The 24319-nt window shown below is 63.6% G+C and carries 36 protein-coding genes and 3 tRNA genes; 20 read left to right on the top strand and 19 right to left on the bottom strand.

From position 1 onward, the window contains the following. Position 1 precedes the first annotated feature (1 nt). From IOC82_RS06590 to IOC82_RS06605, 4 genes are all read left to right on the top strand, one after another. Positions 2 to 280, top strand: a complete 279-nt coding sequence (locus tag IOC82_RS06590; protein ID WP_290545387.1) for a hypothetical protein — start codon at positions 2 to 4, stop codon at positions 278 to 280. 98 nt (positions 281 to 378) lie between these two features. Then, positions 379 to 1086 (top strand): hypothetical protein, encoded by a 708-nt coding sequence (locus IOC82_RS06595; protein WP_290545388.1) that lies wholly within the window; start codon positions 379 to 381, stop codon positions 1084 to 1086. 6 nt (positions 1087 to 1092) lie between these two features. Next, positions 1093 to 1356 carry a hypothetical protein gene (locus IOC82_RS06600; protein ID WP_290545389.1) on the top strand — a complete coding sequence of 88 codons (264 nt, stop codon included), beginning with the start codon at positions 1093 to 1095 and terminating at the stop codon, positions 1354 to 1356. Continuing rightward, positions 1353 to 1730 carry a hypothetical protein gene (locus tag IOC82_RS06605; RefSeq protein WP_290545390.1) on the top strand — a complete coding sequence of 126 codons (378 nt, stop codon included), beginning with the start codon at positions 1353 to 1355 and terminating at the stop codon, positions 1728 to 1730. The genes IOC82_RS06600 and IOC82_RS06605 overlap by 4 nt, the downstream gene beginning before the upstream one ends. A 102-nt stretch (positions 1731 to 1832) precedes the next feature. Here IOC82_RS06605 and IOC82_RS06610 read toward each other — a convergent pair whose 3' ends face one another. The 3 genes from IOC82_RS06610 to IOC82_RS06620 form a co-directional block, all read right to left on the bottom strand. Beyond that, the gene (locus IOC82_RS06610; protein WP_290545391.1) at positions 1833 to 2213 is read right to left on the bottom strand and encodes a hypothetical protein; all 381 of its coding nucleotides are present in this window, start codon (positions 2211 to 2213) and stop codon (positions 1833 to 1835) included. A 60-nt stretch (positions 2214 to 2273) separates the two neighbouring features. Continuing rightward, entirely contained in the window at positions 2274 to 2618 is a 345-nt protein-coding gene (locus IOC82_RS06615; protein WP_290545392.1) for a hypothetical protein, read from the bottom strand. 63 nt (positions 2619 to 2681) lie between these two features. After that, positions 2682 to 2960, bottom strand: coding sequence for a hypothetical protein (locus IOC82_RS06620; RefSeq protein WP_290545393.1), 279 nt, complete (start codon positions 2958 to 2960; stop codon positions 2682 to 2684). 505 nt (positions 2961 to 3465) lie between these two features. Between IOC82_RS06620 and IOC82_RS06625 the strand changes: the two genes are divergently transcribed. Together IOC82_RS06625 and IOC82_RS06630 are read left to right on the top strand one after the other, a co-directional pair. Then, entirely contained in the window at positions 3466 to 4212 is a 747-nt protein-coding gene (locus IOC82_RS06625; RefSeq protein ID WP_290545394.1) for an N-6 DNA methylase, read from the top strand. Next, on the top strand, positions 4209 to 5114 hold the full coding sequence (locus IOC82_RS06630; RefSeq protein WP_290545395.1) for a hypothetical protein: 906 nt from the start codon (positions 4209 to 4211) through the stop codon (positions 5112 to 5114). Before IOC82_RS06625 ends, IOC82_RS06630 begins: the two co-directional genes overlap by 4 nt. Here the strand turns inward: IOC82_RS06630 and IOC82_RS06635 are convergent. From IOC82_RS06635 to IOC82_RS06665, 7 genes are all read right to left on the bottom strand, one after another. After that, on the bottom strand, positions 5111 to 5998 hold the full coding sequence (locus IOC82_RS06635) for an AccI family restriction endonuclease (RefSeq protein WP_290545396.1): 888 nt from the start codon (positions 5996 to 5998) through the stop codon (positions 5111 to 5113). The genes IOC82_RS06630 and IOC82_RS06635 overlap by 4 nt on opposite strands. Before the next feature lie 194 nt (positions 5999 to 6192). Further along, a tRNA-Arg gene (locus tag IOC82_RS06640) sits at positions 6193 to 6269 on the bottom strand. Between the two features lie 147 nt (positions 6270 to 6416). Then, positions 6417 to 6725, bottom strand: coding sequence for an ETC complex I subunit (locus IOC82_RS06645; protein ID WP_290545397.1), 309 nt, complete (start codon positions 6723 to 6725; stop codon positions 6417 to 6419). 36 nt (positions 6726 to 6761) lie between these two features. Further along, a tRNA-Pro gene (locus IOC82_RS06650) sits at positions 6762 to 6838 on the bottom strand. Positions 6839 to 6904: 66 nt separating this feature from the next. Beyond that, the gene (locus tag IOC82_RS06655) at positions 6905 to 7396 is read right to left on the bottom strand and encodes a DUF192 domain-containing protein (protein WP_290545398.1); all 492 of its coding nucleotides are present in this window, start codon (positions 7394 to 7396) and stop codon (positions 6905 to 6907) included. A gap of 41 nt (positions 7397 to 7437) precedes the next feature. Then, entirely contained in the window at positions 7438 to 8019 is a 582-nt protein-coding gene (locus tag IOC82_RS06660) for a cold shock protein (protein WP_290545399.1), read from the bottom strand. A gap of 328 nt (positions 8020 to 8347) precedes the next feature. After that, the gene (locus IOC82_RS06665) at positions 8348 to 9076 is read right to left on the bottom strand and encodes a Sir2 family NAD-dependent protein deacetylase (RefSeq protein WP_290545431.1); all 729 of its coding nucleotides are present in this window, start codon (positions 9074 to 9076) and stop codon (positions 8348 to 8350) included. A gap of 44 nt (positions 9077 to 9120) precedes the next feature. On the opposite strand from IOC82_RS06665, the gene IOC82_RS06670 reads away from it, so the two are divergent. Continuing rightward, on the top strand, positions 9121 to 9540 hold the full coding sequence (locus IOC82_RS06670) for a VOC family protein (RefSeq protein WP_290545400.1): 420 nt from the start codon (positions 9121 to 9123) through the stop codon (positions 9538 to 9540). Between the two features lie 12 nt (positions 9541 to 9552). Here the strand turns inward: IOC82_RS06670 and IOC82_RS06675 are convergent, their stop codons facing one another. Then, positions 9553 to 9930 (bottom strand): cupin domain-containing protein, encoded by a 378-nt coding sequence (locus IOC82_RS06675; RefSeq protein WP_290545401.1) that lies wholly within the window; start codon positions 9928 to 9930, stop codon positions 9553 to 9555. After that, positions 9927 to 10673 carry an SDR family oxidoreductase gene (locus IOC82_RS06680; RefSeq protein WP_290545402.1) on the bottom strand — a complete coding sequence of 249 codons (747 nt, stop codon included), beginning with the start codon at positions 10671 to 10673 and terminating at the stop codon, positions 9927 to 9929. Before IOC82_RS06680 ends, IOC82_RS06675 begins: the two co-directional genes overlap by 4 nt. A gap of 94 nt (positions 10674 to 10767) precedes the next feature. On the opposite strand from IOC82_RS06680, the gene IOC82_RS06685 reads away from it, so the two are divergent. Next, positions 10768 to 11151: a hypothetical protein gene (locus IOC82_RS06685; RefSeq protein ID WP_290545403.1), complete on the top strand. Its 384-nt coding sequence runs from the start codon at positions 10768 to 10770 to the stop codon at positions 11149 to 11151. On the opposite strand, the gene IOC82_RS06690 is transcribed toward IOC82_RS06685, so the two are convergent. Further along, on the bottom strand, positions 11134 to 11553 hold the full coding sequence (locus IOC82_RS06690; RefSeq protein ID WP_290545404.1) for a hypothetical protein: 420 nt from the start codon (positions 11551 to 11553) through the stop codon (positions 11134 to 11136). The genes IOC82_RS06685 and IOC82_RS06690 overlap by 18 nt on opposite strands. Before the next feature lie 72 nt (positions 11554 to 11625). Between IOC82_RS06690 and IOC82_RS06695 the strand changes: the two genes are divergently transcribed. Continuing rightward, complete coding sequence (locus tag IOC82_RS06695) at positions 11626 to 12177, top strand: DUF2878 domain-containing protein (RefSeq protein WP_290545405.1); 552 nt, start codon at positions 11626 to 11628, stop codon at positions 12175 to 12177. A gap of 59 nt (positions 12178 to 12236) precedes the next feature. On the opposite strand, the gene IOC82_RS06700 is transcribed toward IOC82_RS06695, so the two are convergent. Both IOC82_RS06700 and IOC82_RS06705 read right to left on the bottom strand, forming a co-directional pair. Beyond that, positions 12237 to 12698, bottom strand: coding sequence for a hypothetical protein (locus IOC82_RS06700; protein WP_290545406.1), 462 nt, complete (start codon positions 12696 to 12698; stop codon positions 12237 to 12239). Positions 12699 to 12710: 12 nt separating this feature from the next. Further along, a complete protein-coding gene (locus IOC82_RS06705; RefSeq protein WP_290545407.1) occupies positions 12711 to 12962 on the bottom strand; it encodes a hypothetical protein in 252 nt (83 codons plus the stop codon). Between IOC82_RS06705 and IOC82_RS17150 the strand changes: the two genes are divergently transcribed. The 9 genes from IOC82_RS17150 (at position 12878) to IOC82_RS06745 (ending at position 19503) form a co-directional block, all read left to right on the top strand. Beyond that, the gene (locus tag IOC82_RS17150) at positions 12878 to 13072 is read left to right on the top strand and encodes a hypothetical protein (RefSeq protein WP_366935653.1); all 195 of its coding nucleotides are present in this window, start codon (positions 12878 to 12880) and stop codon (positions 13070 to 13072) included. The two genes, IOC82_RS06705 and IOC82_RS17150, sit on opposite strands and share 85 nt — an antisense overlap. Before the next feature lie 123 nt (positions 13073 to 13195). After that, on the top strand, positions 13196 to 13564 hold the full coding sequence (locus IOC82_RS06710) for a hypothetical protein (protein ID WP_290545408.1): 369 nt from the start codon (positions 13196 to 13198) through the stop codon (positions 13562 to 13564). Positions 13565 to 13574: 10 nt separating this feature from the next. Beyond that, entirely contained in the window at positions 13575 to 14627 is a 1053-nt protein-coding gene (locus tag IOC82_RS06715) for an HD domain-containing phosphohydrolase (protein ID WP_290545409.1), read from the top strand. 542 nt (positions 14628 to 15169) lie between these two features. After that, a complete protein-coding gene (locus tag IOC82_RS06720) occupies positions 15170 to 15502 on the top strand; it encodes a GIY-YIG nuclease family protein (protein ID WP_366935652.1) in 333 nt (110 codons plus the stop codon). Between the two features lie 83 nt (positions 15503 to 15585). Next, entirely contained in the window at positions 15586 to 15942 is a 357-nt protein-coding gene (locus IOC82_RS06725; RefSeq protein WP_290545410.1) for a hypothetical protein, read from the top strand. Positions 15943 to 16039: 97 nt separating this feature from the next. Next, on the top strand, positions 16040 to 17020 hold the full coding sequence (locus tag IOC82_RS06730; RefSeq protein ID WP_290545411.1) for a formylglycine-generating enzyme family protein: 981 nt from the start codon (positions 16040 to 16042) through the stop codon (positions 17018 to 17020). Then, positions 17020 to 17526 (top strand): hypothetical protein, encoded by a 507-nt coding sequence (locus tag IOC82_RS06735; RefSeq protein ID WP_290545412.1) that lies wholly within the window; start codon positions 17020 to 17022, stop codon positions 17524 to 17526. The genes IOC82_RS06730 and IOC82_RS06735 overlap by 1 nt, the downstream gene beginning before the upstream one ends. Next, positions 17523 to 17963 carry a DUF202 domain-containing protein gene (locus tag IOC82_RS06740; protein ID WP_290545413.1) on the top strand — a complete coding sequence of 147 codons (441 nt, stop codon included), beginning with the start codon at positions 17523 to 17525 and terminating at the stop codon, positions 17961 to 17963. The genes IOC82_RS06735 and IOC82_RS06740 overlap by 4 nt, the downstream gene beginning before the upstream one ends. A gap of 31 nt (positions 17964 to 17994) precedes the next feature. Then, a complete protein-coding gene (locus tag IOC82_RS06745; RefSeq protein WP_290545414.1) occupies positions 17995 to 19503 on the top strand; it encodes an arylsulfatase in 1509 nt (502 codons plus the stop codon). 176 nt (positions 19504 to 19679) lie between these two features. On the opposite strand, the gene IOC82_RS06750 is transcribed toward IOC82_RS06745, so the two are convergent. The 3 genes from IOC82_RS06750 to IOC82_RS06760 all read right to left on the bottom strand — a co-directional run bounded on the left by IOC82_RS06750 (position 19680) and on the right by IOC82_RS06760 (position 22904). Beyond that, a tRNA-Glu gene (locus IOC82_RS06750) sits at positions 19680 to 19754 on the bottom strand. Between the two features lie 52 nt (positions 19755 to 19806). Then, positions 19807 to 21603 (bottom strand): single-stranded-DNA-specific exonuclease RecJ, encoded by a 1797-nt coding sequence (gene recJ, locus IOC82_RS06755; protein ID WP_290545415.1) that lies wholly within the window; start codon positions 21601 to 21603, stop codon positions 19807 to 19809. Then, a complete protein-coding gene (locus IOC82_RS06760) occupies positions 21600 to 22904 on the bottom strand; it encodes a homoserine dehydrogenase (protein WP_290545416.1) in 1305 nt (434 codons plus the stop codon). Before IOC82_RS06760 ends, recJ begins: the two co-directional genes overlap by 4 nt. Before the next feature lie 64 nt (positions 22905 to 22968). Here IOC82_RS06760 and IOC82_RS06765 point away from each other — a divergent pair, with 64 nt between their 5' ends. Together IOC82_RS06765 and IOC82_RS06770 are read left to right on the top strand one after the other, a co-directional pair. Next, positions 22969 to 23220 carry a hypothetical protein gene (locus IOC82_RS06765; protein ID WP_290545417.1) on the top strand — a complete coding sequence of 84 codons (252 nt, stop codon included), beginning with the start codon at positions 22969 to 22971 and terminating at the stop codon, positions 23218 to 23220. Positions 23221 to 23447: 227 nt separating this feature from the next. Beyond that, the gene (locus IOC82_RS06770; RefSeq protein ID WP_290545418.1) at positions 23448 to 23624 is read left to right on the top strand and encodes a hypothetical protein; all 177 of its coding nucleotides are present in this window, start codon (positions 23448 to 23450) and stop codon (positions 23622 to 23624) included. 165 nt (positions 23625 to 23789) lie between these two features. Here IOC82_RS06770 and IOC82_RS06775 read toward each other — a convergent pair whose 3' ends face one another. Then, positions 23790 to 24119 carry a hypothetical protein gene (locus IOC82_RS06775; protein WP_290545419.1) on the bottom strand — a complete coding sequence of 110 codons (330 nt, stop codon included), beginning with the start codon at positions 24117 to 24119 and terminating at the stop codon, positions 23790 to 23792. Positions 24120 to 24319 lie beyond the last annotated feature (200 nt).

The following is a 24319-nucleotide window of genomic DNA, read 5'->3' on the forward strand; positions in this document are numbered from 1 at the left end:
GATGGCTGAGACGCGCCTTGAGGCTTATGGGCACGCGGCAGGGCTCCTGCGGAACCTTGGCTACATCGCCCGTGCCGAGGCGGCATGGACGCCGCCCGGGCGGACTTCGCCCGTTGTTGCCCTCATCTCAGACGCGCCGGAGATTGTTGTCGGCTATGCCTTGGCGATCACAGCATCTGAGCCTGAGGCACACCTGCCGGACGCCCGCGCCTTCGCGGGACGCCCGCCCCCGGGCAAGCCCGGTGAAACGCAGTCCGGCTGGTACCGCGAGCCCGCGTAACACAACAAGCCTTTCCCGTCGCGCGCCCCATGCCCGGGGCGTATCTTCTTGCGAGAGGCGCACCACTGGCGGTGCAGCCACCTGCGATGGAGCAAGGCATGGCGGAACCCGCCCTACAAATCCCCCCAATGGACAAGCCCGCCCTCAGTGTTGCCGAGGTTGTCTCGCTTGCTGAGTTTGTTGCACGGCGCGCTGAGAAGTTTGGCAGCGTGGTCAGTGACCTTGAAGCCGGAGTGTGCGCCCGCGCCGCTGAGACGGCTGAGAGCCTCGCCCGTGCAGGCTTCACCCCCAAGGACCAAGAAGCCGCCGCTCACAAGGCCGCCGCACAGGCGCTGACCCGCGTGACGAACGCAAGCTCTGAAACGCGCTGGGAGACGCTGCGCGAGCTGAATGCAGCCGCTGACAGCCTGTCCACCACCTCCCAGCTCTGGGCATCGCCCGTCACCGTCCTCGCCCGCGCCGGGCTTGGGTCACCGGAGCGCACTGCCTACATGCAGCAGCTCACCGGAGCTGCGAGCGTTGAGCTTCGCCAGATGGCCGCCTTTGCGGCCGCATCCAACAACAAGGTCCTAGGCGCTGCGCTTGTCAGCATCGTTGACCGCATGCCTGCCAAGTCCCGCCCGTTCTCCGCCAATGAGCTTGCTGACACGCTGGTCGGCAAGGAGGTCCGCGAGATGCAGGACGCAATCGCCGCCGTGCGCAATGCGGCCCAGCGCGCAATCGTGCGCAACCGTGAATTTGAGCGGGGACGCGTGAGCCCGCTGGACCGCGTGAAGCTCGCGCTCAACAACCCGAACAAGGAGTGACAATCCATGGCTCTATTTTTGCTCTCACGCCCGCGCGGCGCTGAACAGCTCCGCAACCCCGCTGGCCTCCACGGCGCACTTGTCGATGCAGCGGACGCAACTGCCGCCATTGCTGCGGCCAACGCGCTCGCTGCCCCCTTGGGCCTTCCCTCTGCATTCACCGGCTACACCGCAACGCTTGTTGCGGCAACAGCCCAGGGCGGCTTTGTCCCGGCCCTCATTGAGGGCGAGGTGGTCGGCACTGCATACGGAACCCGGAGGGGCGCATGACGCCAGCTGAGGAGCGCGACCGCACGCTTGTCGCTGGCCTCCCGCTTGTGTTTGGGCGGAGGATGGCCCTTGCGCACGAGGCGCTCTTGCGCTTCGCCGGGGAGTGCGAGCCTGACCGCTGGCCAAGCGTGAAGTCCACCATCCGCTTCGCCGCTGCGCACGAGGTTGATGCTCAGGTCCTCGCGGCCCTTGTCGGCATTGTGTCCTACCGGCTCAGCCCAAAGGGCAAGCTGATATTCGCAGATGCGCAGCGCGCACCAGAGCTTGTACGCCGCACCTCACCGGGCCGCCTGCCCGGTAAGGTCCTCGCGGCATATGGGCTGTACGTTGCCGCCGCCACTCAGGCGGAGCGCGCCCGGGCGAACCTGCACTGACCCCGCAAGCGGACGCTCACGGGGTCACGCGACACGCAGCAAGAAGCGCCAACATTTCAGGGCCGCGCAATTGCAACTCCGCACGGCCCTTTCGGGGTGGTGTCAGTGGGCGGCCTCATATTCAGCAACAATGCGCCTCGCATTGACTGCGGCTTGCGTGACTGCATCAAGAGCCTCGGCAACGTGCTGGTTCTCCGGGTCGCCAAACTCCGCCGAATGCCATTCCGCCCAGCGGGCGATGGTATCCAGCACCGGCGGCAAGACCCTATGGTCACGATTGCCGGTTACCAAGTGGTGGCGAACCTGTTGTACGATCAGGTTGCCGAAGCGCTGCATCAGGCTCTCCATGCCGATGCAGTAGCCCCAGTCGAAGCCTGCCATCTCTTCAAGGTAATCCATCGTCCGCCGCACCTTCCGGCGCTCCGCCGCTTCCATCCGCGCATGGAGTTTGCGGACATGTGGGGGCAATTCACTGATTGTCATCTCTGTTCTCCTTTGATGTTGAAGGCACCGCCCAACACCACGCCGGGCGGTGCGGGGTTGTCAAAACGGCACGGGCGAGAAGTCCGGCACCTCAAGGTCACGCTGGTCAACGATGTGGTAAGTGCCATGGTAGCCACTGCGCACCGGCCCGAGCGGCACTTGGTCAGCCGCAAGGACCCGATCCAGCCCGCCCTTGGCATTGGTGAGCCGGATGAAGTGGGCACCGGGCATCCCGTCCAGCCACTCCACCGCACCAGCACTCACCGCAACCCCGCCCCGGGCAAGGTCACTGTGGCACCAAAGGCAGATGGATCCATTTGCATCCTGATATGCGAGGTGGCGGCTCCCTCCGGGCCGCCGGTTGAAGATGCGCGCAGTTGCGGCATCAAAGCTCACTGCTTCCATTGTCTATCTCCTTTCCGCTGACAGCGAAGCACCGCCTGGCTGAGAGCCGGGCGGTGCGGGGTTTCAGAGCGAGGCGCGGATCAACAACTCCAGCCCATCTCCTTCGCGGATTGATATGTGGCTGCCAGCTTCAAGCGCGCCGTTGACCGTGTTGCTGCTTTTAATGAGGGCGAGCATGAGGTGCGCAAAGTCTGCCATTGCGGGCCGAACCGGCCCCTGCACTAAAGCCACCTTGCCCCGCTTCAGCTTGACCTTGACCATCCCGGGCCTCAGAGCGCGGCGGGCCAAGTTAAGTGTGGCGAGCGCCCTTGCGACTTCTGAGATGTTTTGTTCTTCTGTCATTACCAGTCTCCTGTTTTGGAGCGCTGGCAGCCGGACATGACTATGCGGCCGACAGCCAGCGCATGTTGCGCTTTGCTTGTCGGCTCACGGGTGGTCTTTGCTTCCGTGATGAGGGCCTAGCCGCGCCCTTTGGGCTCCCAGCCGGGATTGTGCGACCGTGCGCCAGTCTGGCCCACCTGTCCCAAACATGGCCAGCCGACCGGCGCGAGTCAACAGCTGAGTCCCCCACTGATGTGACAGCTCCCACGCCGGTGGAGTTTGAGCCATCATGCAACTGACTCTGCTTGAATTTTCCTCTTTCGGGACAGGGATAGCTCTAGACGCGCTGTGGGACGACGCGCTAAAGCCGGATAAGAAATGGAGAACAAATTGTGAATAACACACTTGCCCGACTCATCTCCTACATGGCACCTCAAAGGAGTTGGGAACATGGCGGCTTGCTAGCGACGCGCCGTGCTGTGGAGCTACAACTCAGCGCAAAACTCCATTGGCCGCATTAACGTCGATGTCCGAAGTGTCACACACAAGCCAGACGCAAATTATCAGTCATAACGCACTGGACCGAGCGGTGTTAGCCACAGCTCAGAGCACCATTCCAAACGCACAGGCCGAACTGAGTTACGCTCAATCTGCAAGTAGCGAACATCGAAAACGATACGGGCAGTTTTTTACACCGCCTCGTTTGGCGGCGCTCATGGCTGACTGGATCGCAGAAGCCAATCCAAGCTATCTTATCGACCCTGCGTTGGGCACGGGAATATTGACTCGCGCAGCACTTGCCCGTTGCCCAGAAACAAAGGTAGTTGCCTACGAACTTGATAGGGCAATCCTTTCCAATGCTGATCTTGGAGACCCAGAGAGAGTTGAGGTGCGTTGCGAAAACTTCCTCTACTCGCCCTTCGAGCCATGTGATGCAATCACGATGAATCCACCATACATTCGCCATCGCGAATTAACAGGACACGAAGAAGCTAGAAGTCGGGTCAGTGTGAGGGCCGGATTTGAGATTCCACGATCTGCAAATTTGTACGTCTATTTCGTAGTAAAGGCATGCGTGCAGTTGAATCGCGGTGGTAGAGGCGCGTTCCTTATTCCCACCGAATGGATGAATGCCAACTTCTCGGCATCATTTAAGAAATTCCTGCTGAGCGATGGCGGTCTTAGCCAGCTTGTCATGTTTTCAGGGTGCTCAAATATTTTCCAAGATGCACTGACAACTGCATCGATCTTACTCGTAGAGAAGAAAAAATGAACAACGTCGTGGGATGGTATCTAAAAGGAATCGATTTCGAAAATGCGCCTGCGTCTATGCGTGAACTTCAGGATTCCGGTGCCCGCACTGAGCTTCAAAAGACTGAATTGCTACAATCGGCGAAATGGGAGCCTCTTATCCAAGGGAAGCGGCATAGACAAATGACGGGTTGGGTCGCACTTGAGGAGCTGGCGACCTTCCGTCGAGGCATTGCGACCGGCGCGAACGGGTACTTTCTCTTGTCATGTGAACAACTCGATACCTTGGGTATCAATCAAGATCGCTGCTTGCCTTGCGTTGGTAGGGCGAGTGATGTGAAGGGGCTGATCTACGACACTATCGAGTTTGAGAGCGCGGTTGCTGCTGGTGCAAAGCTCTTCCTGCTTAATCTTATGGACCCGCTGACAGAGGCAGAGCAACGCTACGTCAAGTCAGGAGAAGATGGGGGTTTGACTTCACGGTTCCTACTGAAAGCCCGTCGACCGTGGTACAGCATGGAGCAACGCAAAATTGCGCCTATTTGGTCAGCTGTTTTCGGAAGAGGCGATCTCAAGTTTGTCTTCAATGAAGCTGGTGTGCGCAACCTTACCAACTTTCACTGCATATACCCCAAGAGCAATGATACTGTTCATCAACGCGCATTAACGCTGTGCTTAAATTCCGCCACCAGCAGGGCATCTTCGAAGTTGCACGGTAGGGTTTACGGAGGCGGGTTGAACAAGTTCGAGCCCAACGACCTTAAGGCAATTCAAGTGCCAGACTTGAGGCAAGTTCCAAGAGAGACCCTGGTCGAGATGGCTAACTTACTTAGTCTCTTGAACACGACGCCGACTGACCTCTCGCTGCATGAAGCCGCAGACGCCATTTGCAATGAAGCAGGCGCGGCTGCGTCCCGCACCTAAGCTCGAAGTAAGTCGCATATGCGCTTCCCATCGACTTGAATCTTCCCGCCAAGAGGTCGCGCATAAATGTCGTGGCGACCATTCTTTGTGAGCCGGTCCACCACTTCCAACTTGGGGTATTCGGAAACTTCGCCAACGCCGTGTCCCACCGAGATAGGCACGAATATCGTATATTTGCGCGATCGTGCAGGGTTTTCAATAGTCAGCTTTTTTGCAGAAGCAATGTATTGCAGAATTTCCCTTATGCCGACGGCATAAACCGCGTCGAGAAACACCTGTGTGTAAAGCTGAGGCTTGTCGTGGACTTCGATCCACCGATAGACTTTTATCAGGTCCTCTACCTTCACCGTAAAATTCAGTTCTGGTGTAGTTACCTTCCTACCGGCCGCAAGTTGTACTGCAACATACTTGGCGTGAACCTTTGATTCCATTCGGCTCGACCGAACCTCAATCGCGCCAAGGGATTTGCCCACCTCTCCTGCTAGTTCGCCGGTGTCTAGGTTCGAAACGTCATTCGCCAAAGAGCAATCGTTCCTCACGATCAGAAGGTCCGCTCTCTTGCCGTACTTGCAGGTATCCTTGATACCTTTGCGGTAGTGTTCATCGAATCCCTCCTCTCCAGCGATGATTTTGCTGCTGAAACCATAGTGAATGGCTCGATACTCAGTCATCGCATCGTTGAGGGCCGCCGCTAGCGTTACTTCCGCCCAATCACCAAGAGCTTGCTCTGCTTGAAATTTGGAGTCGGCGAAACTTGGCACTCTGATCTTGGCTGGTTGCGGCGTCTCGCCCCCAAATTCGAGTTTGTCGGCTTCTATGCCCTTTTTCTTGAGTGAATTGATTGCATTGGCAAGTGGATTCTTGAGGGATTCGAGATAGCTCATGAGCACTTGATGGCTCATAGCTGGCGAAAGAACAAGAGGGCGGCACATTTAACAGTGCCAGGCACTGGGCACGTTGTGCCCACGGTCGTAGCAGTCGCCAGATATTTCCGGGCGAGTATTCCGGCGAACGGACGATGCAAAGCATTGCTCAGCGAGGCCCGAAAGGGCGGCTACGAGTTGGTGTTTGGGATAGTTGGCGACCCCGGCATGATTCGAACATGCGACCTACGGATTAGAAGTCCGTTGCTCTATCCAGCTGAGCTACGGGGCCGTGATTTCTCTGATAACGGTTCGGGAAACGGTTCGTAAGCGGACCATGACTCCCTAACCATCTGATATTCTTACACTCTCTCCACTCAGACCCGCCGCTTAGAAGGCACTTGCTCTAGTCCAGCTGAGCTACGGGGTCCTTGAAACCTCAATGCGTCCAGTTGACGGACCGGCCGAATTTGAAATTGTCGGAATAGGACTTCTTGATGAATTTGGCCACCGGGGCCACCGGCAGCACCTGATAGGCCAGACCCTCGCGCTCGCAATAGGCGATGGCCTCCTCCTTGGTGTCGAAGGTGAGCTTCACCTGGCTCTTGGTGTCGGCCGAGGAGGTCCAGCCCATCAGCGGGTCCACCGTGCGGGGCGCGGAGGCCACGAATTCCAGCACCCAGTTGTCAAGCTTCGCCTTGCCGGACTGCATGGCGTTGCGAGCGGGCTTGTAGATGCGGACGGACATGGGCTCTCTTCCCTCTCATCGACTGCGGGAGGCCGGTGGTCGGGGTGGCGAGATTTGAACTCACGACCCCCTGCGCCCAAGGCAGGTGCGCTACCAGACTGCGCTACACCCCGATTTTGGCCTCCGCCGGGCTCCGCTCATACCGGGAATGTCACCGTCGGGCAAGGCTCGGGCGCTCCTCAGGGCGATGGCGCGCCCGGTTCCTCGGCATTGTCGAAGATCCGGTGGTAAACCACGTTGCCGGAGTGGATGTCCTTCTTCCTGGCGGTGCCGGCGGGAAGCTCCAGCACGGCCTTGACCGGCTCGGTGATGCCGATGGTGTCGAGCGACTTCGGCACCGTGTTCTCGGCGATATAGGCAATCGTGCCATCGGCCCGGATGAACAGCATGTCGAGCGGGATGTAGGTGTTCTTCATCCACATGGAGACGGGGCGCGGGTCGCCGAAGTCGAACAGCATGCCATGGCCCTCCGGCAGGCGCTGGCGGAACATCAAACCGCGTTCCCGGGTCGTGTCGGTGTCGGCGATTTCGACGGTGAACATGATGGCATCGCCGTCGGTGGCGATGGTCAGGGGCTCGATCTTGGTCAGTGCCTCGCCGGCCCGGAGCAAGCCAGTGGGCAACAGCACGAGAAAGGCGCAGAGAATGATTGTCAGGGCATGGTTCTTCATGGCCTGCAGTCCTTCCCGCTCAATTGTTGCAGAACTTTGTCCTACTGGGTATGGGCCGGGCCGCCCTCGAGCGACAGGCGCACTTCCGCCGCCATCTTGCCCTTGGGGCCGTCACCGAAACGGATGTAGATCCAGCTGTCCGGCTGCAGATCGGCGATCGCCGTCTTGCGCAGGGTTTCCATGTGAACGAAAATGTCGGGCTGGCCCTCGCCCTCGGAGGCGAAGCCAAAGCCGCGGGCGCGGTTGAACCACTTCACCTTGGCGCGGATCCAGCCGCTGGACGGCGTCACCGCGGTGTGCGTGCGCGGGCGGCGCTCCACCGGGTTGATGGCCGTCGAGGGGTCCACCGCCAGCACGCGCAGGCACTGGTAACCCTTCTGCCGGGCCACAGCCTCGCAGACGATGCGTGTGCCTTCGAGCGGCGCGTCGAACCCATCGCGCTTCAGGCAGCTGAGATGCAGCAGCACATCCTGCATACCGTTGTCGGGAATGATGAAGCCGTAACCGCGGCCGACATCGAACCACTTCACAAGCCCGCTGACCTGCAAGATGCGAATGTTGCTGTCGGGCGAGTCGGCCTGTGGAGTTACCTGCTCGCCGTTCACTTCGCCGCTCACCGCCATGTCACCAACTCTGTCCCCGGTGCGGCTTATACTTCAGCCCTGCCGCCAGTCCTGCCCAATCTGCGCAAATCCGCGGCGTTTGTACAGCCCTGCCAAATGGGCCGTTTGGAAAACCGCAAGCGGCCCATGCAGAATTCCCAAAGTGCGGCCTGCCGGCATCAGGCGCCACCCCGCAAAGACCCGCAATCACTGACGATTCACGCATGCCGTGGGCGCTGAGTCCGGCATCGCCCGAAGGCATGACGCCGGACCGTCACCGCACCGCCGCACCGCGCGGCGCCCCATGCATTGCAGGCGGCGCTCCAGGTTTCGCCCGCAGCGCACCGAATCACGCGGCGCCCATGCGGCCCATCAACGCGCCCAGCAGCGGGCCCGAGTCAGCGTGGATCACGAGGTCCGCGAGGCCATCGAGACCTGTCTCCTCGCGGTTGAGGATGACGAGCGGCGAGCGGTTCTGCTTGGCCAGCACCGGGAAACCCGCCGCAGGGAAGACCTGCAGCGATGAGCCGATGGCGATAAAGAGATCGGCATTGAGCGTTGCGGCGCGCGCATCCGCCATTTCCTGTTCCGGCATCGCCTGGCCGAACGAGATCGTGGCGGATTTCACGATGCCGCCGCAGGCGGTGCAGCGGGGCGCCCGGCCTGTGGCCACGATCTTGTCTTTCACCCAGTCGATTTCGTGGCGAAGCCCGCAGGACAGGCACTTGGCATGGGTGGCGTTGCCATGGATCTCGATAATGCGCTCCGCCGAGATGCCTGAGGCCTGGTGCAGCCCGTCGATGTTCTGGGTGATGACATGCGAAACGTGCCCCATGCCGGCAAGCCGCGCCACAGCACGGTGGCTGGGGCCGGGTTCCACATCGCCGATCGCCTCGCGGATCGCCAGGAAGCGCCGCCAGGCCTCGAGCCGGGTGTCCTCCGAGGCGAGGAACTCACTGAAGTCGATGGGCTTGAACCTCGTCCAGAAGCCGCCGGGCGAACGAAAGTCCGGAATGCCGCATTCGGTGGATATGCCGGCCCCGGTGAAAACCACCGCCCGCCTGGCGCGCTGGACCATAAGGGCCAGTTCCTCTATCTGTCCGTCATTCACGAGGTGACCCCATGAAATATCTCCACACCATGATCCGCGTCTCGAACCTCGAGCAGTCGCTCGACTTCTTCATCAACAAGCTCGGCTTCGTCGAGCAGCGCCGCTACGAGAACGAGAAGGGCCGCTTTACGCTGGTTTTCGTCGCCGCCCCCGAAAGCCCGGATTCGCCGGTCGAGCTGACCTACAACTGGGACCCGGAAGTCTATACCGGCGGCCGCAACTTCGGCCACCTCGCACTTGGCGTCGACAATATCTACGACTACTGCGCCAACCTCCAGAAGCACGGCATCACTATCAACCGCCCACCGCGCGATGGCCGCATGGCCTTCATCCGCACACCCGACGGCATCTCGATCGAGCTCCTCCAGAAGGGTGAGGCGCTGCCGATGACCGAACCGTGGAGCTCGATGCAGAATACCGGAACATGGTGACGGGCCAGGCCCTCACCACACCCCCTTCACCTCATAGGCCTCGTCCATGCCAGGCCAAGGCGGCATCGTCACGCCGACGCAGTGCAGCGGCTCCTCGCCATCGTTCCTGAATTGGAAATGCGCGCCGGCCGGGATCGAGACCGAAATCCCCGCCCACAGATCCGCCGTCACCTCCATGTCGCCGAGCTTGCGCCACATGCGGCCCTGCCCATGGGTGACGAGCCACACCTCCTCCACCGTGCGATGCGCCACCGCCTTCGACACCGCCCGCGGCGGCAGCGTAAACTGCGCCATGGAGCCGCGCGAGGTGGCGGCGAGGATCCGCACCTCGGAACCGTCGGGTGCTGTGACGTCCGGATCAAGCGAGCGCTCGCGCGTCGAGAGGCTCATGCCATCAACTGCCCGCCATTGACCTCGATCACCTGCCCGGTCACGTAGCCCGACGCCTCATCGCTGGCGAGATAGAGGAAGGCGCCGGCGCAATCATGCGCCACGCCGAGGCGCTGCATGGGAATCGTCTTGCGCGTCGCCTCGCGCTTGGCCTCGTCCGAAAAGCGGTCATGGAACGCGGTGTGGATCGTGCCCGGCGACACGCAGTTGACGCGCACGCCATGGGCGGCCAATTCCTTCGCCAATGTCTTGGAGAAGGCGGAGACGAAGGCCTTGGCCCCGCCATAAACCGCCCCGCCCGGGCTCGATCCGGTGCGCGCCGCGATCGACGTGACATTGATGATGTTGCCCGAGCCCTGCTGCTTCATCAGTTTCGCGGCAAGGCGGCAGCAGTGGATGAGCTGGCGGCAGTTGAGGTCGAACACGCGGTCGATGAAGTCGTCCTCGAGATCGGTCGCCGCGACGCGGCCCACCAGGCTTCCGGCATTGTTGACAAGAACGTCGATGCGGCCGAAGCGGTTGAGCGCGGCGCCGGTGAGCTTTTCCGGCCCATCCTTCTCCGTGAGGTCGAGCTTCAGCGTGGCGATGCCGGCCTTCTCGATCTCACTGAGTTCCGGCCCACCGCCCAGATACTGCGCGAAGACCCTTGCACCCGCCGCCGAGAACGCGAGCGATGCCGCGCCGCCGATGCCGGTGACGCCGCCCGTCACCACCACAACCTTGCCCTTCAGATCGTCGAACATGCCATCCCCTTCGCCTGCGCGGCATCATCGTTGCCGGCGGCGGCGATGGCAACAGCATCTTGCGGGTGGCGGCCCCACACGCCAAAATCGCGTCATGGCACGCGGGCTGCTCATCTGGCTTTTCATCATGCTGGCGGAGACGATCCACGGCGTTCTTCGCGGGTTTCTGCTAGAGCCGCGCGTGGGATCGCACATGGCCGAGCGTGTGGGCTGGCCGGTGGCGGCGGTGCTGGTGCTTGCCATCGCCACGCTCGCCATCCGCTGGACCGGGCTCGCCTCGCGCAGGCAGTTGCTGCAGCTGGGAGCGGTATGGGCGGTGCTCACCCTGCTGTTCGAACTCGCCATCGGCGCGTTGCGCGGTCTCGGCGGGGCGGCGCTGGCCGGCGCGCTCAACCCATTCACCGGCAGCGTGTTGTGGAGTGCCACGCTGATGCTGGCCGCACCGTTCATCGCGGCCCGGCTAAGGGGCGTTGGGTGAGGTTTGGCGCAGGCGGGCCACCCCGCTCTTGCCGTCGTCACGCACCCATTTGATCTTGTTGCCTGTCAGCTTGGTGACCGTGAAACAGAAGGTCTTGCCGCCATACCATTGTTGCCACTTCTGGCACAGCCTTTCGCCTGCCACCCACCAGCGGCCACGGTCCTTCGGCGTCATGTACTTGCCAAGCCCCACCGCCTCGCCCGAGCCGTCGACCACGCCGCCTGCGCGGTAGGTAAGCGGGATCTCGCCACCCAGCGGCACGGCGAGGTAGACGCGCTTGCCGCTAATGAAGGATTGGAGCTGGGCGTCGGCCAGTTTCTCCGCCGCGGCAGGCGCCACAAGCAGGGCCAGCGCCAGGCCGGCGGGCAAGAACCGCAACGCCACGGCGCACGTAATGATCATGGTTCGCATCGCCGGATCGTCTCCTCTGTTGTTTCCCGGTCAGCATACGCAGAAATTGGCCCGTCAGACCGCATGCAAGCCTTCCAAGCCCTATTCCAGTTCCTGGCTTTCGACGCCGCCTGGGCTTCCGCGGTGGCCGGAGGTGCTGCCGGCTGGCCGTGGATCGGCGCCATTCCCGCCCTCGCCGTACTCGCCCTTCACCTTTTCGTGAGCCGGGCGGTTATCGGGGCGGAGCTGTGCGCCGTGCTGGCCATCGCACTCTTCGGCATTCTGCTGGAGACGGGTTTCATGGCGGCGGGCCTGGTGACATTCGCCGGCACGCCGGTGTTGGGCGTGCTGCCGCCCGTGTGGGTCTGGGCGCTTTGGCTGGGTTTCGCCAGCCTGCCCAATGGCAGCCTCGGCTGGCTCATGGGCCGTCCCGGGCTGCAGGCGCTGCTGGGCCTGGTCTTCGGCCCGCTGGCCTATTGGACAGGCGCCAAGATGGGGGCGGCGGATATGCCGCCGCCCGTATCGCTGGCGCTGATCGGGCTCGCCTGGGCGCTGGCCTTCCCCGCTATCATGGGGCTGGCGCAGGCCATTTCGCCGCGGCCCGGCGCGGGCGCCGGTCCGCGAATCAAGCAGTAAGGCCCGCTTGCCCGAACTGCCGCGCCGCGGTCGATCCCTCAAGCCGGTGCCGTAGCGCGTCAGGCCTCGTCCTTTTCCGAGTGCTTGCGCCGCTTCGCAATGGCGCCGATTATGGTCGAGATTGCCGGCAGCGCCAGCCCCGCCATCGACCCGCCGCCAAGGCCGCCCATCAGGGGCGCGGAGCGTATCTCGGTTTCGATCGAGTCCGCCGCCATGTCGCGGATTTCTTCCGCCAGCGCCATTTCGGGGCCCGGCTTGACGAAGGCGGCGATCGCCAGCGCCGCCGCTGCGAGCGCGAGGTTGATGAGGCCCAGGCCTGCGGGCGTCCACACCGGCCCCCACAGTGGGGAAAGCCAGGCGAAGAACCCCATGTTGATGAACACCAGCCCCAGCCCTGCGAAGAGCAGCGCGAAGCCGAAAAAGGCCGAGCGCTTCAGGGCGAAAGCGAGCTTGGCCTGCAGCAGCAGCAGTTCGCCGCGCAGGATGAGGCGGATGTGGCGGGAGAGGCTGTTAAGGTTCATGACCCGTTTTTCCTAATGCGCGGTGAGGCGGCCAATGACGATGCCAAGCGCCAGCGCGCCCGCCACGGTGGCCACCGGATGCCCGGCGATAGTTTCTTCCGCATTCTCCAGCATGTCCTGGACGAGGCGGTTCAGTTCCGCGATCTGCTCTTGGGAGCCGCCTTGCGCCCCATCGCCGCCTGGCGGGTTCTGCGCCGCGCGAAGCTTGGCCAGCTCGGCCCGGATCTCGTCGAGTTCGGTCTGCAGCGTCTTTCCCAGCGCCATGCCATGTGCCTCCTTGCCAGTCCCGCCGCTTGGTAAGCGAAGTGCGAATGTGCGGCGGGAAATTTCTGACCTTCGATTGTAAACACTTTAACGGGTTTGTGGAAAGCTGAAGTCCATTGCAGGCGGCGGCCCCCCGGGGCCGAGGCATCACGCCGCCCCGCCCGCCGGAAGGTTCCGGCATCCCCCCTCGTCCATCGCGCGGGCTTGCCCGCCATCGACCTTTCGGGACTGCCATGACGGCGCATGCTCTCACGGACTCCGGCCCCCCATCCGCACCCCTTGAGGTGTGGGACGTGCAACGCCTGGCCAGCCTCCTCGCGGATGTCGGCGAGGCGGGCCTGCGTGACATCCTGCGGCTGTTCATGGCCGATCTGCCCCATCTGCAGTCGCAGTTCGAGGCCGGTCTGGTGGCGGAAGACGCCGAGGCGGCGGACGCCGTGCTGGCGGTGGTGCTCGATACTGCCGAGACGCTCGGGCTCGCGGCGCTGGCCACGCGGGTGCGCGGACTGCGGTCTGCTCCGCTCGCACCGGATGGTCCGCTTCTTCTGGCCGCCGAGGCGGCGCGAATCCGCTTCGTTCCCTCACTCAAGCATGCTTCATAAGGATCATCCGATGAGCGCCCGAATCTCCGTCCTGATCGTCGACGACAACCGCACCAGCCTTGCCCTCATGGACATGCTGGTGCGCAAGCTGCCGGAATGCTCCACGCTGTTGCAGACCGATGCCCAGCTGCTGCTCGCCAGCCTGGGGCGCATCGACTATGACGTCGCGGTGGTGGCAAGCCGCATGGCTCCGCTGGACGGCATCGCGCTCGCGCAGCGCCTGAAGGACGATCCGCGATTCCGCAACAAGCCCATCCTGCTCACCGCCGATGTGCCGGATGAAGCCCTGCGCACGCGGGCCGAAGAGGCCGGCATTGCCGAGGTTCTGGGCAAGCCCATCAACCCAGTCGAATTCCGCGCCCGCATCCAGAGCCTTGCGCGTCCCCGCCATGCCGCGTCGGCCGAAGCGGGCTGGGACGACCCCGCCACAGCCTCCCAGATCAGCGCGCGAGAGGAGGAATATCTGGCAACACTGGTGAAGGTCGCGGGCTGCAGGGACGTGGAGTCGCCCATGCACGGCCAGCGTATGGCCCGATATTGCGCTATCCTCGCGCATAATCTGGGCATGCCCGAGGAGTTCTGCCACGACATCCGCCACGCAGCGCCGCTGCACGACATCGGCAAGGCGGGCCTGAGCGATGCGCTGCTGCGCAAGGCGGGTTTCCTTTCACCCGAGGAGCGCAAGGCGATGGAGGAGCACACCCGCATCGGCCACGACATGCTCAAGGGCAGCCGCTCGCGCGTGTTCCGCATGGCGGCCGAAATCGCCCTCACGCATCACGAACGCTGGGATGGTTCGGGCTATCCACAGCGGCTGCGCGCCGAGCAGATTCCGCTCGTCGGCCGCATCGCCGCCGTGGCCGATGTGTTCGACGCGCTGACCAGCGTGCGTTCGTACAAGACCCCATGGTCAGTCGCCAACGCCTTGACCTTCCTCCATGACAACGCCGGCGAGCAGTTCGACCCCGCCTGTGTTGCCGCCTTCGAAAGCGCCCGCGACGAGATTGCCCAGGTGATGCGCGCCATGCCCGACCCTGAAGACGACGCCGCCGACGCGGCTTAGCGCCACGGCCCATCACGTGCATGGCAGTCAAGGGCGGAGAGTTGCGCCAGCCTTCGAACCTGGTGCATCTTCCGCTTCGCAACCGCATTCGCTTGCTTGCCCCATGCTTGAGGCAGGCCAGGACAAGGCAAACACCCTTCCGCCGCAAGCGGATGCACGAGGCGTCCATGCGCCGTTGTGACGCGCGTGCTGGGGCCGGATTCGCCCTCCTCCGGCGTGCCGCTGCCGCTGTGAATTCCGGCTGCGCCCAACCGGAGCCCAGCATGGCGTGAGCAATATCGGCGAGGACCGCGCTCACGCGGCGGAAATCATGCGGGGCACTGGCCACCAGCTCGCGAATCGGCGGCGTCAGGCGAGCGTCCGGCAGTTTCCGGATGCCGCGTTCGGCCGCGAGCTTCAGGAGGAAATCGGAGAAGGGATTGCCCTTGCCGGCATCGGCCTTCAGCTGCAGCCTCTCGGGGCTGGCCTTGTGGATCGGCTAGCCTGGGCGCAGTTCAACCTGCAGCGTTTCCCGGGAGGTCTGCGGCGACCGGATGTTGCGCTTGCTCCAGAATTTCGCTTCAAAGGCCGGTGTGCAAGCGGACACTCCAGACTGCCAGAACGAAAACGCGAACGGGCCGCCGGGTTTTGTTTATGTGCTCGGCGCGCTTACGCCGCATGGCGTACGAACCTATGTGGGATGGACGCTCGACCCCTCGCGCCGTCTTGCGCAGCATAACTCCGGCGCGGGTGCGAAGTCCACTCACGGGCGGCAGTGGACATTGCTCTACGTCGAGAAACTCGACACCCGCATCGCCGCCATGAGCCGCGAGTGGCGCCTGAAACGCAACCGCCGCTTCCGCAGCGAACTGGCGCGCTGCCTGATGGAGCCATAGCCTGCTGCATTCCATATTCCTCTGGTGCCGGGACGCGAGTCGTACTACCGTTTTATTTGATCTATGTGACAGGAGGCACGGCCATGCTCAAGACACTCATCCGCGTTTCCACCGCCGGTCTGGCGCTTGTCGCCTCCGTTGTGGTGACCGCGCCCGGCTTCACGACCAGCGCCGAAGCCGCGACCAATGTTTCGGCCCAGCGTAGCCGCCAGTGCTCGCAGGAGGCGCGCCGCTATGCCGACCGCAACACCCGCCGCACCACCGCTGCGGGCGCCGCCGGCGGCGCCGCCATCGGCGCAATTGCCAGCGGCAGCCGCCGCAACACCGGGCGCAATGCCGGACGCGGCGCGCTCATCGGCGGCGGCGCGGGTCTGCTCGCCTCCACCAGCCGCTGGCAGGTTTATTACAACTACTCCTACCGCAACTGCGTGCGGCGGTAACTTCGCGCCGTCACATAATTGCCACTCCGTGAAGGCGCAATGCCGTATTGCCACCTTGAACGAAGCGATTGCGGAATGAGCGGACGACAGCGACTGAATGACATTGCGTGATCCAGACCTTGCGGCGGCCCCCTTCCATGCTTCCCCGGCACCCGGGATGATGTTCGTGCCGGGCGGCGAATTTCTCATGGGGTCTGACCGGCACTATCCGGAGGAGAGGCCAGCGCACCGCGTGCTGGTCGACGGCTTCTGGATCGACGTGGCGCCAGTCACCAATCGCGAATTCTCGCGCTTCGTGGACGAGACCGGTTACGTGACCTTCGCCGAGATCGCGCCAGACCCCAAAGACTATCCCGGCATCCTGCCCGAGATGCTGAAGCCGGGCTCCATGGTGTTCTCACCGCCCAATCACCCGGTCGACCTTGCCAACCATGCCAACTGGTGGACCTTCACTACCGGCGCCGACTGGCGCCACCCTTACGGGCCTGACAGCTCTCTCGACGGAATCGAGGATCATCCCGCCGTTCACATTTCCTACCCCGATGCGGAGGCCTATGCCGCGTGGGCCGGCAAATCGCTGCCGACCGAGAGCGAGTGGGAACGCGCGGCGCGCGGCGGCATTGAGGGCGCGGAATTCGCCTGGGGCGACGAGCTCGTTCCCGGCGGACGCCACATGGCCAATACCTGGCAGGGGCAATTCCCGTGGCAGAACCTCGCCGAGGATGGCTACAAGCGCACCTCGCCCGTGGGCGCCTACCCGGCCAACCCCTACGGCCTTTACGACATGATCGGCAATGTCTGGGAGTGGACCACCGATTGGTATTCGGAACAGCACGCGCCCACCCAGAAGAGCTGCTGCGTTCCTGCCAACCCCCGCGGCGTGAGCGAGGCACAGAGCTATGACCCGCGCCAGCCGCAGTTCAGGATTCCGCGCAAGGTGGTCAAGGGCGGTTCGCATCTTTGCGCGCCGAACTATTGCCGCCGTTACCGCCCCGCGGCGCGGCATGCGCAGCCCATCGACACCGCCATGAGCCATGTCGGCTTCCGCTGCATCAAGCGCATGGAGAAGACAGGCTGATGGCGAGGGCCGCGACCAGGACGCAGCTTGTACTCGCCCAGCTCGCGGCGGCTCTTGTCATCATCCTGGCTCTCCTCGGTCTCGTGCTGCATGGCTTCTCGGCGGAGGTGAGGGAGCGCGTCTTCACCTCGATCGTCGAACGTCCCGGCGGCCCCATGACCTTCCGCTTCATCCTGCAGCCGGTGATGGCCGGCCTGCTCGCCGCCGCCGATGGGGTGCGCGATGCGCGCGGCGGGGCGGCCCCCTATTTCTGGAGCCTTGTCACCGGCTCCGCGCCGCGCGCCGGCCGGCTCTACGACGGCATCATCGCCACATCGCGCGTCATCCTGCTCGGCCTTGCCATGGACGTCATCTATCAGCTGATCGTGTTCAAGAGCTTCTATCCCGGCGAGGCGGCGATTGTGGCGGTGCTGCTCGCCTTCGTGCCCTATCTCCTGCTGCGGGGGCCCTTCCAGCGGCTGGCGCGGCTCATGGGCGTTGGCGCTTCAGAGAAGGACAAGACATGAGCGAGACACCCGCCACCGGCGACGGGCGCTTCACCGTCAAAGTCACGGCGGAAGCGCATTTCGCCTGGATGCGGACACGCTTCGCGGTGGAGCGCACCATTCTTGCCTGGATTCGCACCGCGGTGTCGCTCATCGCCTTCGGCTTCACCATCGTCCAGTTTTTCGAGCGCATGCAGGCCATTCCGGGTGCGGCGCCCGCGGTCTACCCCAATGCGCCGAACTATCTGGGCCTCGCGCTGATCGGCGCCGGCATCGGCTCGCTTGTCGTGTCGATGTGGGAGTACCGCTGGACCATCGGATATCTTTGGAGCGGCGATTACGCAACCATCGCCGGCATGACGCCGGAGGGCCGCAAGTCCCCCGTCATCGCCGTGGCGCTGGTGCTGTTGCTGGTGGGCATCTTCGCCTTCATGAGCGTGCTTCTGCGACTGATCTGACCAAACTCAACTTCAACTGGGAGACGACGCGATGGCGACCACGCCTAAGAAGACCAAGAAGCCCAACATCCTCGTGTTGTGGGGTGACGACATCGGCTGGTGGAACATCAGCTACAACAGCCGCGGCCAGATGGGCTATCGCACGCCCAACATCGACCGCATCGGCAACGAGGGCGTGGCCTTCACCGATTACTATGGCCAGCAGAGCTGCACCGCCGGCCGCGCCGCCTTCCTCTGCGGCCAAAACCCGATCCGCACCGGCCTCACCAAGGTGGGAATGCCCGGCGCCGACGTTGGCCTCCAGAAGGAAGACCCGACCATCGCCGAGTTGCTCAAGCCGCATGGCTACCGCACCGGCCAGTTCGGCAAGAACCATCTGGGCGACAAGGACGAGTTCCTGCCGACACTGCATGGCTTCGACGAGTTCTTCGGCAATCTCTACCACCTCAACGCCGAGGAAGAGCCGGAGGACCCGGACTATCCGAAGGACCCCAATTTCAAGAAGCGCTTCGGCCCGCGCGGCGTCATCCACAGCTGGGCAGACGGCAAGGGCGGACAGAAGATCGAGGACACGGGGCCCCTCACCAGGAAGCGCATGGAGACCATCGACGACGAGGTGACGGAGCACGCGCTGCGCTTCATCAAGGATGCGAACAAGGCAGATGAGCCGTTCTTCGTCTGGTACAACACCACCGGCATGCACTTCCGCACCCATTGCGCCCCCAAGCACAAGGGTAAGAGCAACGGTCAGGGCGACTACAACGACGTGATGGTGGCCCATGACGAGAATATCGGCCGCATGCTGGACGTGCTCGACGATCTCGGCATCGCGGACGACACCATCGTCATGTACTCCACCGACAATGGCGTGCACTACAATACCTGGCCCGACGCCGGCATCACGCCGTTCCGCTCGGAAAAGAACACCAACTGGGAAGGCGGCTGGCGCGTGCCGGCCTTCCTGCGCTGGCCCAGGCACATCCCGGCGGGCTCGGTGGTGAATGGCATCGTCTCGCACCAGGACATGCTGCCCACCTTCCTTTCGGCGGCGGGCGAGCCCGACATCAAGGAAAAACTTCTCAAGGGCCACAAGGCCGGCAAGATGACCTACAAGGTCCACCTCGACGGCTACGACATGCTGCCCTATCTCACCGGAAAGGCGAAGGAGAGCCCGCGCAACGCCTTCTTCTACATCAGCGACGACGGCGACATCCTCGCCATCCGCATGCAGGACTGGAAGGTGGTGCTGATGGAGCAGCGCGCCAAGACGCTGCAGTGCTGGTTCGAGCCCTTCGTGAAGCTGCGCGCGCCGAAAATGTTCAACCTCCGGCGCGACCCGTTCGAGCGGGCGGACGAGAATTCGAACACCTACTGGGACTGGGTGATCAGCCACGCCTACATCGTCTATGCGATGCAGGGCGCGGTGGCCGGCCAGATCGAGAATTTCAAGAAGTTCCCGCCGCGCCAAAAGCCCGCGTCGTTCAACCTCGACGCCGTGATGCGCACGCTTGAGGAATCGACCTCCAGCGCCAACCACTGAGGCTGAGACAACCCACGTCCGGTTCGCCGGACGTGGGTGCGTCCTGCCTGCGTTGCGCGCAATGGCCAGCCGCTTGAAGCGCGGTCCCCCAGCCCCTTATCGGAATCAAGCCTTCAACCTTACCGGAATTTTGCCCCGCCCCCGGCGATCGCATGATCGATCCGTCCACAAAGAAGTGGCGCGCCCTACGGGAGTCGAACCCGTCTTTACAACGTGAAAGGCTGTCGTCCTAACCGATAGACGAAGGGCGCTCTCGCTTGCGAGAGCCCGGTCTATAAGGGGGTTCGGCAGGCTTGGCAAGCCTCACGAAATGCGTGCGGCATCCTCGATGTGGAGGCAGGGGACGCGGCTGCCGGACCAGTCGTCGATCGTCAGCCGGCCGGCAACATGCAGCGCTAACTGCTTCTCGCTCAACAACAATTCGCCAAGCTCGGTGCCGATCGCGCGAAACGCCACGGCCTTCAGCTTCTTGCCGTCGGCGGCGGCGATGGTGCAGCGGATGTGGTCGCCCCCCGCAGGTGCGGCATAGAGCACCCGGTGCGCCGGGAAGGCGAAGATGGGTGACGGATGGGCCGTGCCGTAGGGGCCTGCCTGTTCCAGAAGCTCGATCAGCTCCAGCGTCGCCGCCCCCGCCGTGAGTGCTGCATCGATTGCCAGCGCCCGATCCTGGGCGGCGGCCACCTGGGGTCCCAGCCGCTCCTCGAGGAAAGCGCGCAAGTCGCCCAATCGCGGCGTCTCGACGGTGAGGCCTGCCGCCATGGCGTGGCCGCCGCCCTTGACGGTCAGCCCCGCCTCGAAGGCCTCGCGCACGGCGGAGCCGATGTCCACACCCGGCACCGAGCGGCCCGACCCCGAGGCGAGCTTGCCTTCTCGGTCCTCCGCCAGCACGAAGCTTGGCAGGGAGAATCGCTCCTTGAGCCGCGCCGCGGCAAGCCCCACAACGCCCGGATGCCAGCCCTTGCCCGAGACGACGAGCACGCTGCCGCGACGCTCCTTGCCCAGCATGTTGTCGGCCTGGATCATCGCCTGATCGACGACGGCGAGCTCGATCTCCTGGCGCTCGCGGTTCAGCCGCTCGAGCTCCTGCGCGATCTGCGCGGCCTCGCCCTTGTCCTGAGTGGTCAGCAAGTTGAGCGCCATCGCCGCATTGCCGATGCGGCCTGCCGCATTGATGCGCGGGCCCAGCAGGTAGCCCAGCGCGTATGTGTCGGGCTTGCGCTTCAGCCGCGCCACATCGGCGAGGCAGGCGAGGCCTGGATTCTCGCGCCGCGCCATGATCTTGAGGCCTTGCGTGACATAGGCGCGGTTGAGGCCCTTGAGCGGCACCACGTCGCAGATTGTGGCGAGGCTCACCAGCTCCAGCCACCGCAGCATGTTGGGCTCCGGCCTGCTCCCGCCATACCAGCCCTTCAGCCGCAAGAGCTTATTGACGGTGGCGATGAAGATCATCGTCACGCCGGCGGCGCAGAGATAGCCGAGGCCCGAGGTATCGTCCTGCCGGTTGGGGTTGATGACGGCATACGCCTCGGGAAGAATTTCGCCGGCCTGGTGATGGTCGACGATGATTGCCGTCATCCCCAGCTCCGCGGCGCGCAGCAGCGGATCATGCGCCATCACCCCGCAGTCGAGTGTCACAAGCACCTGGGCCCCCTGCGCCTTCAGGCTCTCGACCGCCATGAGGCTCGGGCCATAGCCTTCGGTGAGCCGGTCCGGAATATGCACGGCGCAGGTCGAGCCCACCGCCTTCAGAAACAGCAACAGCATCGCGGCGGAAGATACTCCGTCCACGTCGTAATCCGCGATGGCGCCGATCTTCTCGCCCGCGGCGATCGCCTCCGCCAGCCGCGCCGCACCCTTCTCCATGTCGCGCAGGGCCGAGGGTTGCGGCATCAGCGTGCGGATGGTCGGGTTGAGGAAGGCGTCGGCCTCATCCGCGCCAACGCCGCGCGCGGCAAGCACGCGGCCGATGATCTCAGGCAAATCATGGCGCTGCGAGATCGCCTCGGCGTTCCTCTGGTCGTCGAGCCGCGCCTTCCAGCGCCGGGCCGACGCCGAGCGTTCGACGCCGAGGAAGGGACGTGGCTTCGCGCCGGTGGTCAAAGCCTCTCGATCCGGATCATGCGCGGGCGGCCGGCCACGTGGCCGTCCTTCTCAATGCGCTCGAGGGCCGCGCGCATGGCGCTTTCGACCGTGTCGTGGGTGATGAGGATGAAGGGTGCGGTGGCGCGCGTCTCGTCCTTCTCCAGCTTGCCGCGCTGGAAGATGGACTCGATCGAAATCTTCTCGTCGGCGAGGATCTTCGCCACGGCGGCAACCGCACCCGGCTTGTCCTGCAGTGTGAGCGCCACATAGAAGCCGCCTTCATGCGCCTTCTGGGGGGCTGCTTTGTAGGGGCGCAGCTCCTTTGCCGGAATGCCGAAGGCCGGGCGGAAATTGCCGCGCGCGATGTCGGCGATGTCGGAGAGCACGGCGGAGGCGGTGGGATGGGCACCCGCACCGCGGCCTTCCAGCATCAGGTCGCCCACGAAATCGCCCTTCACCACCACGGCGTTGAACACGCCATCGGTGTCCGCCGCGGGCGATCCCTTGGGGATCAGCGTCGGGTGCACGCGCTGCTCGATTCCCTGCTCGCTCGCGACGGCAACGCCGAGCAGCTTGATCTTATAGCCCATCTCGCCCGCCTGCCGGATGTCCTCGAGCGTGATCTGCTCGATCCCTTCGATGTCGATGGCCTTGAGGTTCACCTCCGTGCCGAAGGCGAGGGATGTCAGCACGGCAAGCTTGTGTGCCGTATCGAAGCCGCCCACGTCGAAGGTCGGGTCGGCCTCGGCATAGCCCAGCGCCTGCGCCTCCTTCAGCACGTCGGCGAAGCCGCGGCCCTCGTTGGCCATCTTGGTCAGGATGTAGTTGCAGGTGCCGTTCATGATGCCGAACAGCTTGCCCACGCGGTTGCCCGCCAGCCCCTCGCGGATCGTCTTTACGATCGGAATGCCACCCGCCACCGAGGCCTCGAAGTTCAGCGCCACGCCCTTCTCCTCCGCCAGCCGGGCGAGTGCCGAGCCATGATGCGCCAGCAACGCCTTGTTGGCGGTGATCACATGCTTGCCCGCCTTCAGGGCCGTCTCGACGGCGGCCTTGGCCGGGCCGCCCTCGCCGCCCATCAATTCGATGAAGACATCGACATTTGGGTCGGCCGCCAGTTTGACCGGGTCATCGTACCACGCGAGCATCGACAGATCATGCCCGCGGTCCTTGCCCTTGGAGCGGGCCGACACCGCCACCACCTCGACCAGCTTGCCCGCCCGTTCGGCGACCAGCGCCCTATGTCGGCTCAGAATGTCAAGAACCCCCACCCCCACGGTGCCCAAGCCCGCAATTCCCAGCCGCAACGCATTTGTCATGTCAGCACCCGCAGAGCGGTGAATCTTCCTCAACTGGCGCGTCTTATGGCGGGAGACGACCTGGATGGCAAGGAGGTGGATCATCATCTCCGGGGATCGCCGCATCACGCGCAACAAGGCCAAATACAACGCTTTCCGCAACTCGAAGCTAATGGGCTTCTTTCTCAGCTCGGCGGTTTACAAGAGCCCGGTTACGAGACAAGCCGCACGCTTGCTCATCTTGCGGGATGACATCTGCGCTCTGGCAGGAAGGGTAGACGGCGGAGCCATGTTTGAGTTGTCTAACAGAGTTCGAATCAAACAACTCAAACTTTGATCCTACTCCCGGCTGAACGCCGAATGTGGTTAGCCACTCTCTCCGCCACAGTACAGCAATCCAGCCATAGATCCTCCGAATTTCCTCACATCGCGGATGCCTTTGGCCACCGCGCGGCATGCTTGGCGTAAACGATCCCTGAACGGGAAACGTTGGTTTTAACCTCCGCTACAACCGTATTCATTAAATCCCCCACGTTAATCTGTCTCCATCACGGAGATATGCAAATGAGTCGGAAGCCGCGGCCGGTCCCCACAGCGGAGGAATTGCGCGAACTGAAGGAACTCTGGCGCAAGGTGCTGCCGCGGATCGAGGAAGAGCTGGGCCGCGCTGCAGCGCGCAGTCCTGCCGAGGCTGCGGGGTCACGCGGCGCGCAGGACTGGACGGGAAAGCGGCCACAGTGACCTGCTGAGCCAGCGCAACGGGCCATCGGGCGCCTCCGCACTCGCGGACGGCAAGCCGCGCCAGGTCTTGGGTGTGGAGCGTCTTTCGCGCCGCAAGCCGCTCCTTTTGCCGCCACGATTCCCTAACCGTCGGCCATGAGCCGGGCGGAAAGCGCGGGCGCTTGCTTATGCGGAGCACGGCGCAGCACGTGGTGCAGCACCAGCGCGCCGCTGCCCGCCAGCAGCAGCAGGATCGCCATCAGGGCCGCCTGTTTGCCCTTCAGCGCCGCAATGAGCGCAAACAGTGCGGGCCTCTGCGCCGCTGCTGGGCGGCACGCTTTCCGCCAGGAAGCCGCGCAGTGCGGCGGCCGTGGCGCCGCCGAAATAGCCGATGGCCCAGCCGAAGCCCGCCATCAGCTTCTGGAAATAGAGCGGCAACAGCACCGCCGAGGCGACGCCAAAATAGACCGAACTGGCCACGTTATAGCCCGCCCAGGTCAGGGTGCGCCGGTTCAACCAATCCTTCTTGGCCGCCTCAGCCATATGAGCCTCGATGTCTCCGCCCCGAATGTCACATGAATTGTTGTGCCTGAGACATTTCCGCGGGCCGCTTGCCGCTATCATGCCGCAATATGCCGTCATGTGCTTATAATAACCCGCAACAGCCTGCGGAATGCAACTTGAACACGTGAATACGTTTGCCCTAGGCTCTGCGC

This window comes from Aestuariivirga sp. (assembly GCF_020252395.1).
Classification (GTDB): Bacteria; Pseudomonadota; Alphaproteobacteria; order Rhizobiales; family Aestuariivirgaceae; genus Aestuariivirga.

Excerpts from the sequence above, each read along its gene's own strand:
- IOC82_RS06590 (WP_290545387.1), top strand. The coding sequence starts at position 2 with ATGGCTGAGACGCGCCTTGAGGCTTATGGGCACGCGGCAGGGCTCCTG.
- IOC82_RS06595 (WP_290545388.1), top strand. The coding sequence starts at position 379 with ATGGCGGAACCCGCCCTACAAATCCCCCCAATGGACAAGCCCGCCCTC.
- IOC82_RS06600 (WP_290545389.1), top strand. The coding sequence starts at position 1,093 with ATGGCTCTATTTTTGCTCTCACGCCCGCGCGGCGCTGAACAGCTCCGC.
- IOC82_RS06605 (WP_290545390.1), top strand. The coding sequence starts at position 1,353 with ATGACGCCAGCTGAGGAGCGCGACCGCACGCTTGTCGCTGGCCTCCCG.
- IOC82_RS06610 (WP_290545391.1), bottom strand. The coding sequence starts at position 2,213 with ATGACAATCAGTGAATTGCCCCCACATGTCCGCAAACTCCATGCGCGG.
- IOC82_RS06615 (WP_290545392.1), bottom strand. The coding sequence starts at position 2,618 with ATGGAAGCAGTGAGCTTTGATGCCGCAACTGCGCGCATCTTCAACCGG.
- IOC82_RS06620 (WP_290545393.1), bottom strand. The coding sequence starts at position 2,960 with ATGACAGAAGAACAAAACATCTCAGAAGTCGCAAGGGCGCTCGCCACA.
- IOC82_RS06625 (WP_290545394.1), top strand. The coding sequence starts at position 3,466 with ATGTCCGAAGTGTCACACACAAGCCAGACGCAAATTATCAGTCATAAC.
- IOC82_RS06630 (WP_290545395.1), top strand. The coding sequence starts at position 4,209 with ATGAACAACGTCGTGGGATGGTATCTAAAAGGAATCGATTTCGAAAAT.
- IOC82_RS06635 (WP_290545396.1), bottom strand. The coding sequence starts at position 5,998 with ATGAGCTATCTCGAATCCCTCAAGAATCCACTTGCCAATGCAATCAAT.
- IOC82_RS06645 (WP_290545397.1), bottom strand. The coding sequence starts at position 6,725 with ATGTCCGTCCGCATCTACAAGCCCGCTCGCAACGCCATGCAGTCCGGC.
- IOC82_RS06655 (WP_290545398.1), bottom strand. The coding sequence starts at position 7,396 with ATGAAGAACCATGCCCTGACAATCATTCTCTGCGCCTTTCTCGTGCTG.
- IOC82_RS06660 (WP_290545399.1), bottom strand. The coding sequence starts at position 8,019 with ATGGCGGTGAGCGGCGAAGTGAACGGCGAGCAGGTAACTCCACAGGCC.
- IOC82_RS06665 (WP_290545431.1), bottom strand. The coding sequence starts at position 9,076 with ATGGTCCAGCGCGCCAGGCGGGCGGTGGTTTTCACCGGGGCCGGCATA.
- IOC82_RS06670 (WP_290545400.1), top strand. The coding sequence starts at position 9,121 with ATGAAATATCTCCACACCATGATCCGCGTCTCGAACCTCGAGCAGTCG.
- IOC82_RS06675 (WP_290545401.1), bottom strand. The coding sequence starts at position 9,930 with ATGAGCCTCTCGACGCGCGAGCGCTCGCTTGATCCGGACGTCACAGCA.
- IOC82_RS06680 (WP_290545402.1), bottom strand. The coding sequence starts at position 10,673 with ATGTTCGACGATCTGAAGGGCAAGGTTGTGGTGGTGACGGGCGGCGTC.
- IOC82_RS06685 (WP_290545403.1), top strand. The coding sequence starts at position 10,768 with ATGGCACGCGGGCTGCTCATCTGGCTTTTCATCATGCTGGCGGAGACG.
- IOC82_RS06690 (WP_290545404.1), bottom strand. The coding sequence starts at position 11,553 with ATGATCATTACGTGCGCCGTGGCGTTGCGGTTCTTGCCCGCCGGCCTG.
- IOC82_RS06695 (WP_290545405.1), top strand. The coding sequence starts at position 11,626 with ATGCAAGCCTTCCAAGCCCTATTCCAGTTCCTGGCTTTCGACGCCGCC.
- IOC82_RS06700 (WP_290545406.1), bottom strand. The coding sequence starts at position 12,698 with ATGAACCTTAACAGCCTCTCCCGCCACATCCGCCTCATCCTGCGCGGC.
- IOC82_RS06705 (WP_290545407.1), bottom strand. The coding sequence starts at position 12,962 with ATGGCGCTGGGAAAGACGCTGCAGACCGAACTCGACGAGATCCGGGCC.
- IOC82_RS06710 (WP_290545408.1), top strand. The coding sequence starts at position 13,196 with ATGACGGCGCATGCTCTCACGGACTCCGGCCCCCCATCCGCACCCCTT.
- IOC82_RS06715 (WP_290545409.1), top strand. The coding sequence starts at position 13,575 with ATGAGCGCCCGAATCTCCGTCCTGATCGTCGACGACAACCGCACCAGC.
- IOC82_RS06725 (WP_290545410.1), top strand. The coding sequence starts at position 15,586 with ATGCTCAAGACACTCATCCGCGTTTCCACCGCCGGTCTGGCGCTTGTC.
- IOC82_RS06730 (WP_290545411.1), top strand. The coding sequence starts at position 16,040 with ATGACATTGCGTGATCCAGACCTTGCGGCGGCCCCCTTCCATGCTTCC.
- IOC82_RS06735 (WP_290545412.1), top strand. The coding sequence starts at position 17,020 with ATGGCGAGGGCCGCGACCAGGACGCAGCTTGTACTCGCCCAGCTCGCG.
- IOC82_RS06740 (WP_290545413.1), top strand. The coding sequence starts at position 17,523 with ATGAGCGAGACACCCGCCACCGGCGACGGGCGCTTCACCGTCAAAGTC.
- IOC82_RS06745 (WP_290545414.1), top strand. The coding sequence starts at position 17,995 with ATGGCGACCACGCCTAAGAAGACCAAGAAGCCCAACATCCTCGTGTTG.
- IOC82_RS06760 (WP_290545416.1), bottom strand. The coding sequence starts at position 22,904 with ATGACAAATGCGTTGCGGCTGGGAATTGCGGGCTTGGGCACCGTGGGG.
- IOC82_RS06765 (WP_290545417.1), top strand. The coding sequence starts at position 22,969 with ATGGCAAGGAGGTGGATCATCATCTCCGGGGATCGCCGCATCACGCGC.
- IOC82_RS06770 (WP_290545418.1), top strand. The coding sequence starts at position 23,448 with ATGAGTCGGAAGCCGCGGCCGGTCCCCACAGCGGAGGAATTGCGCGAA.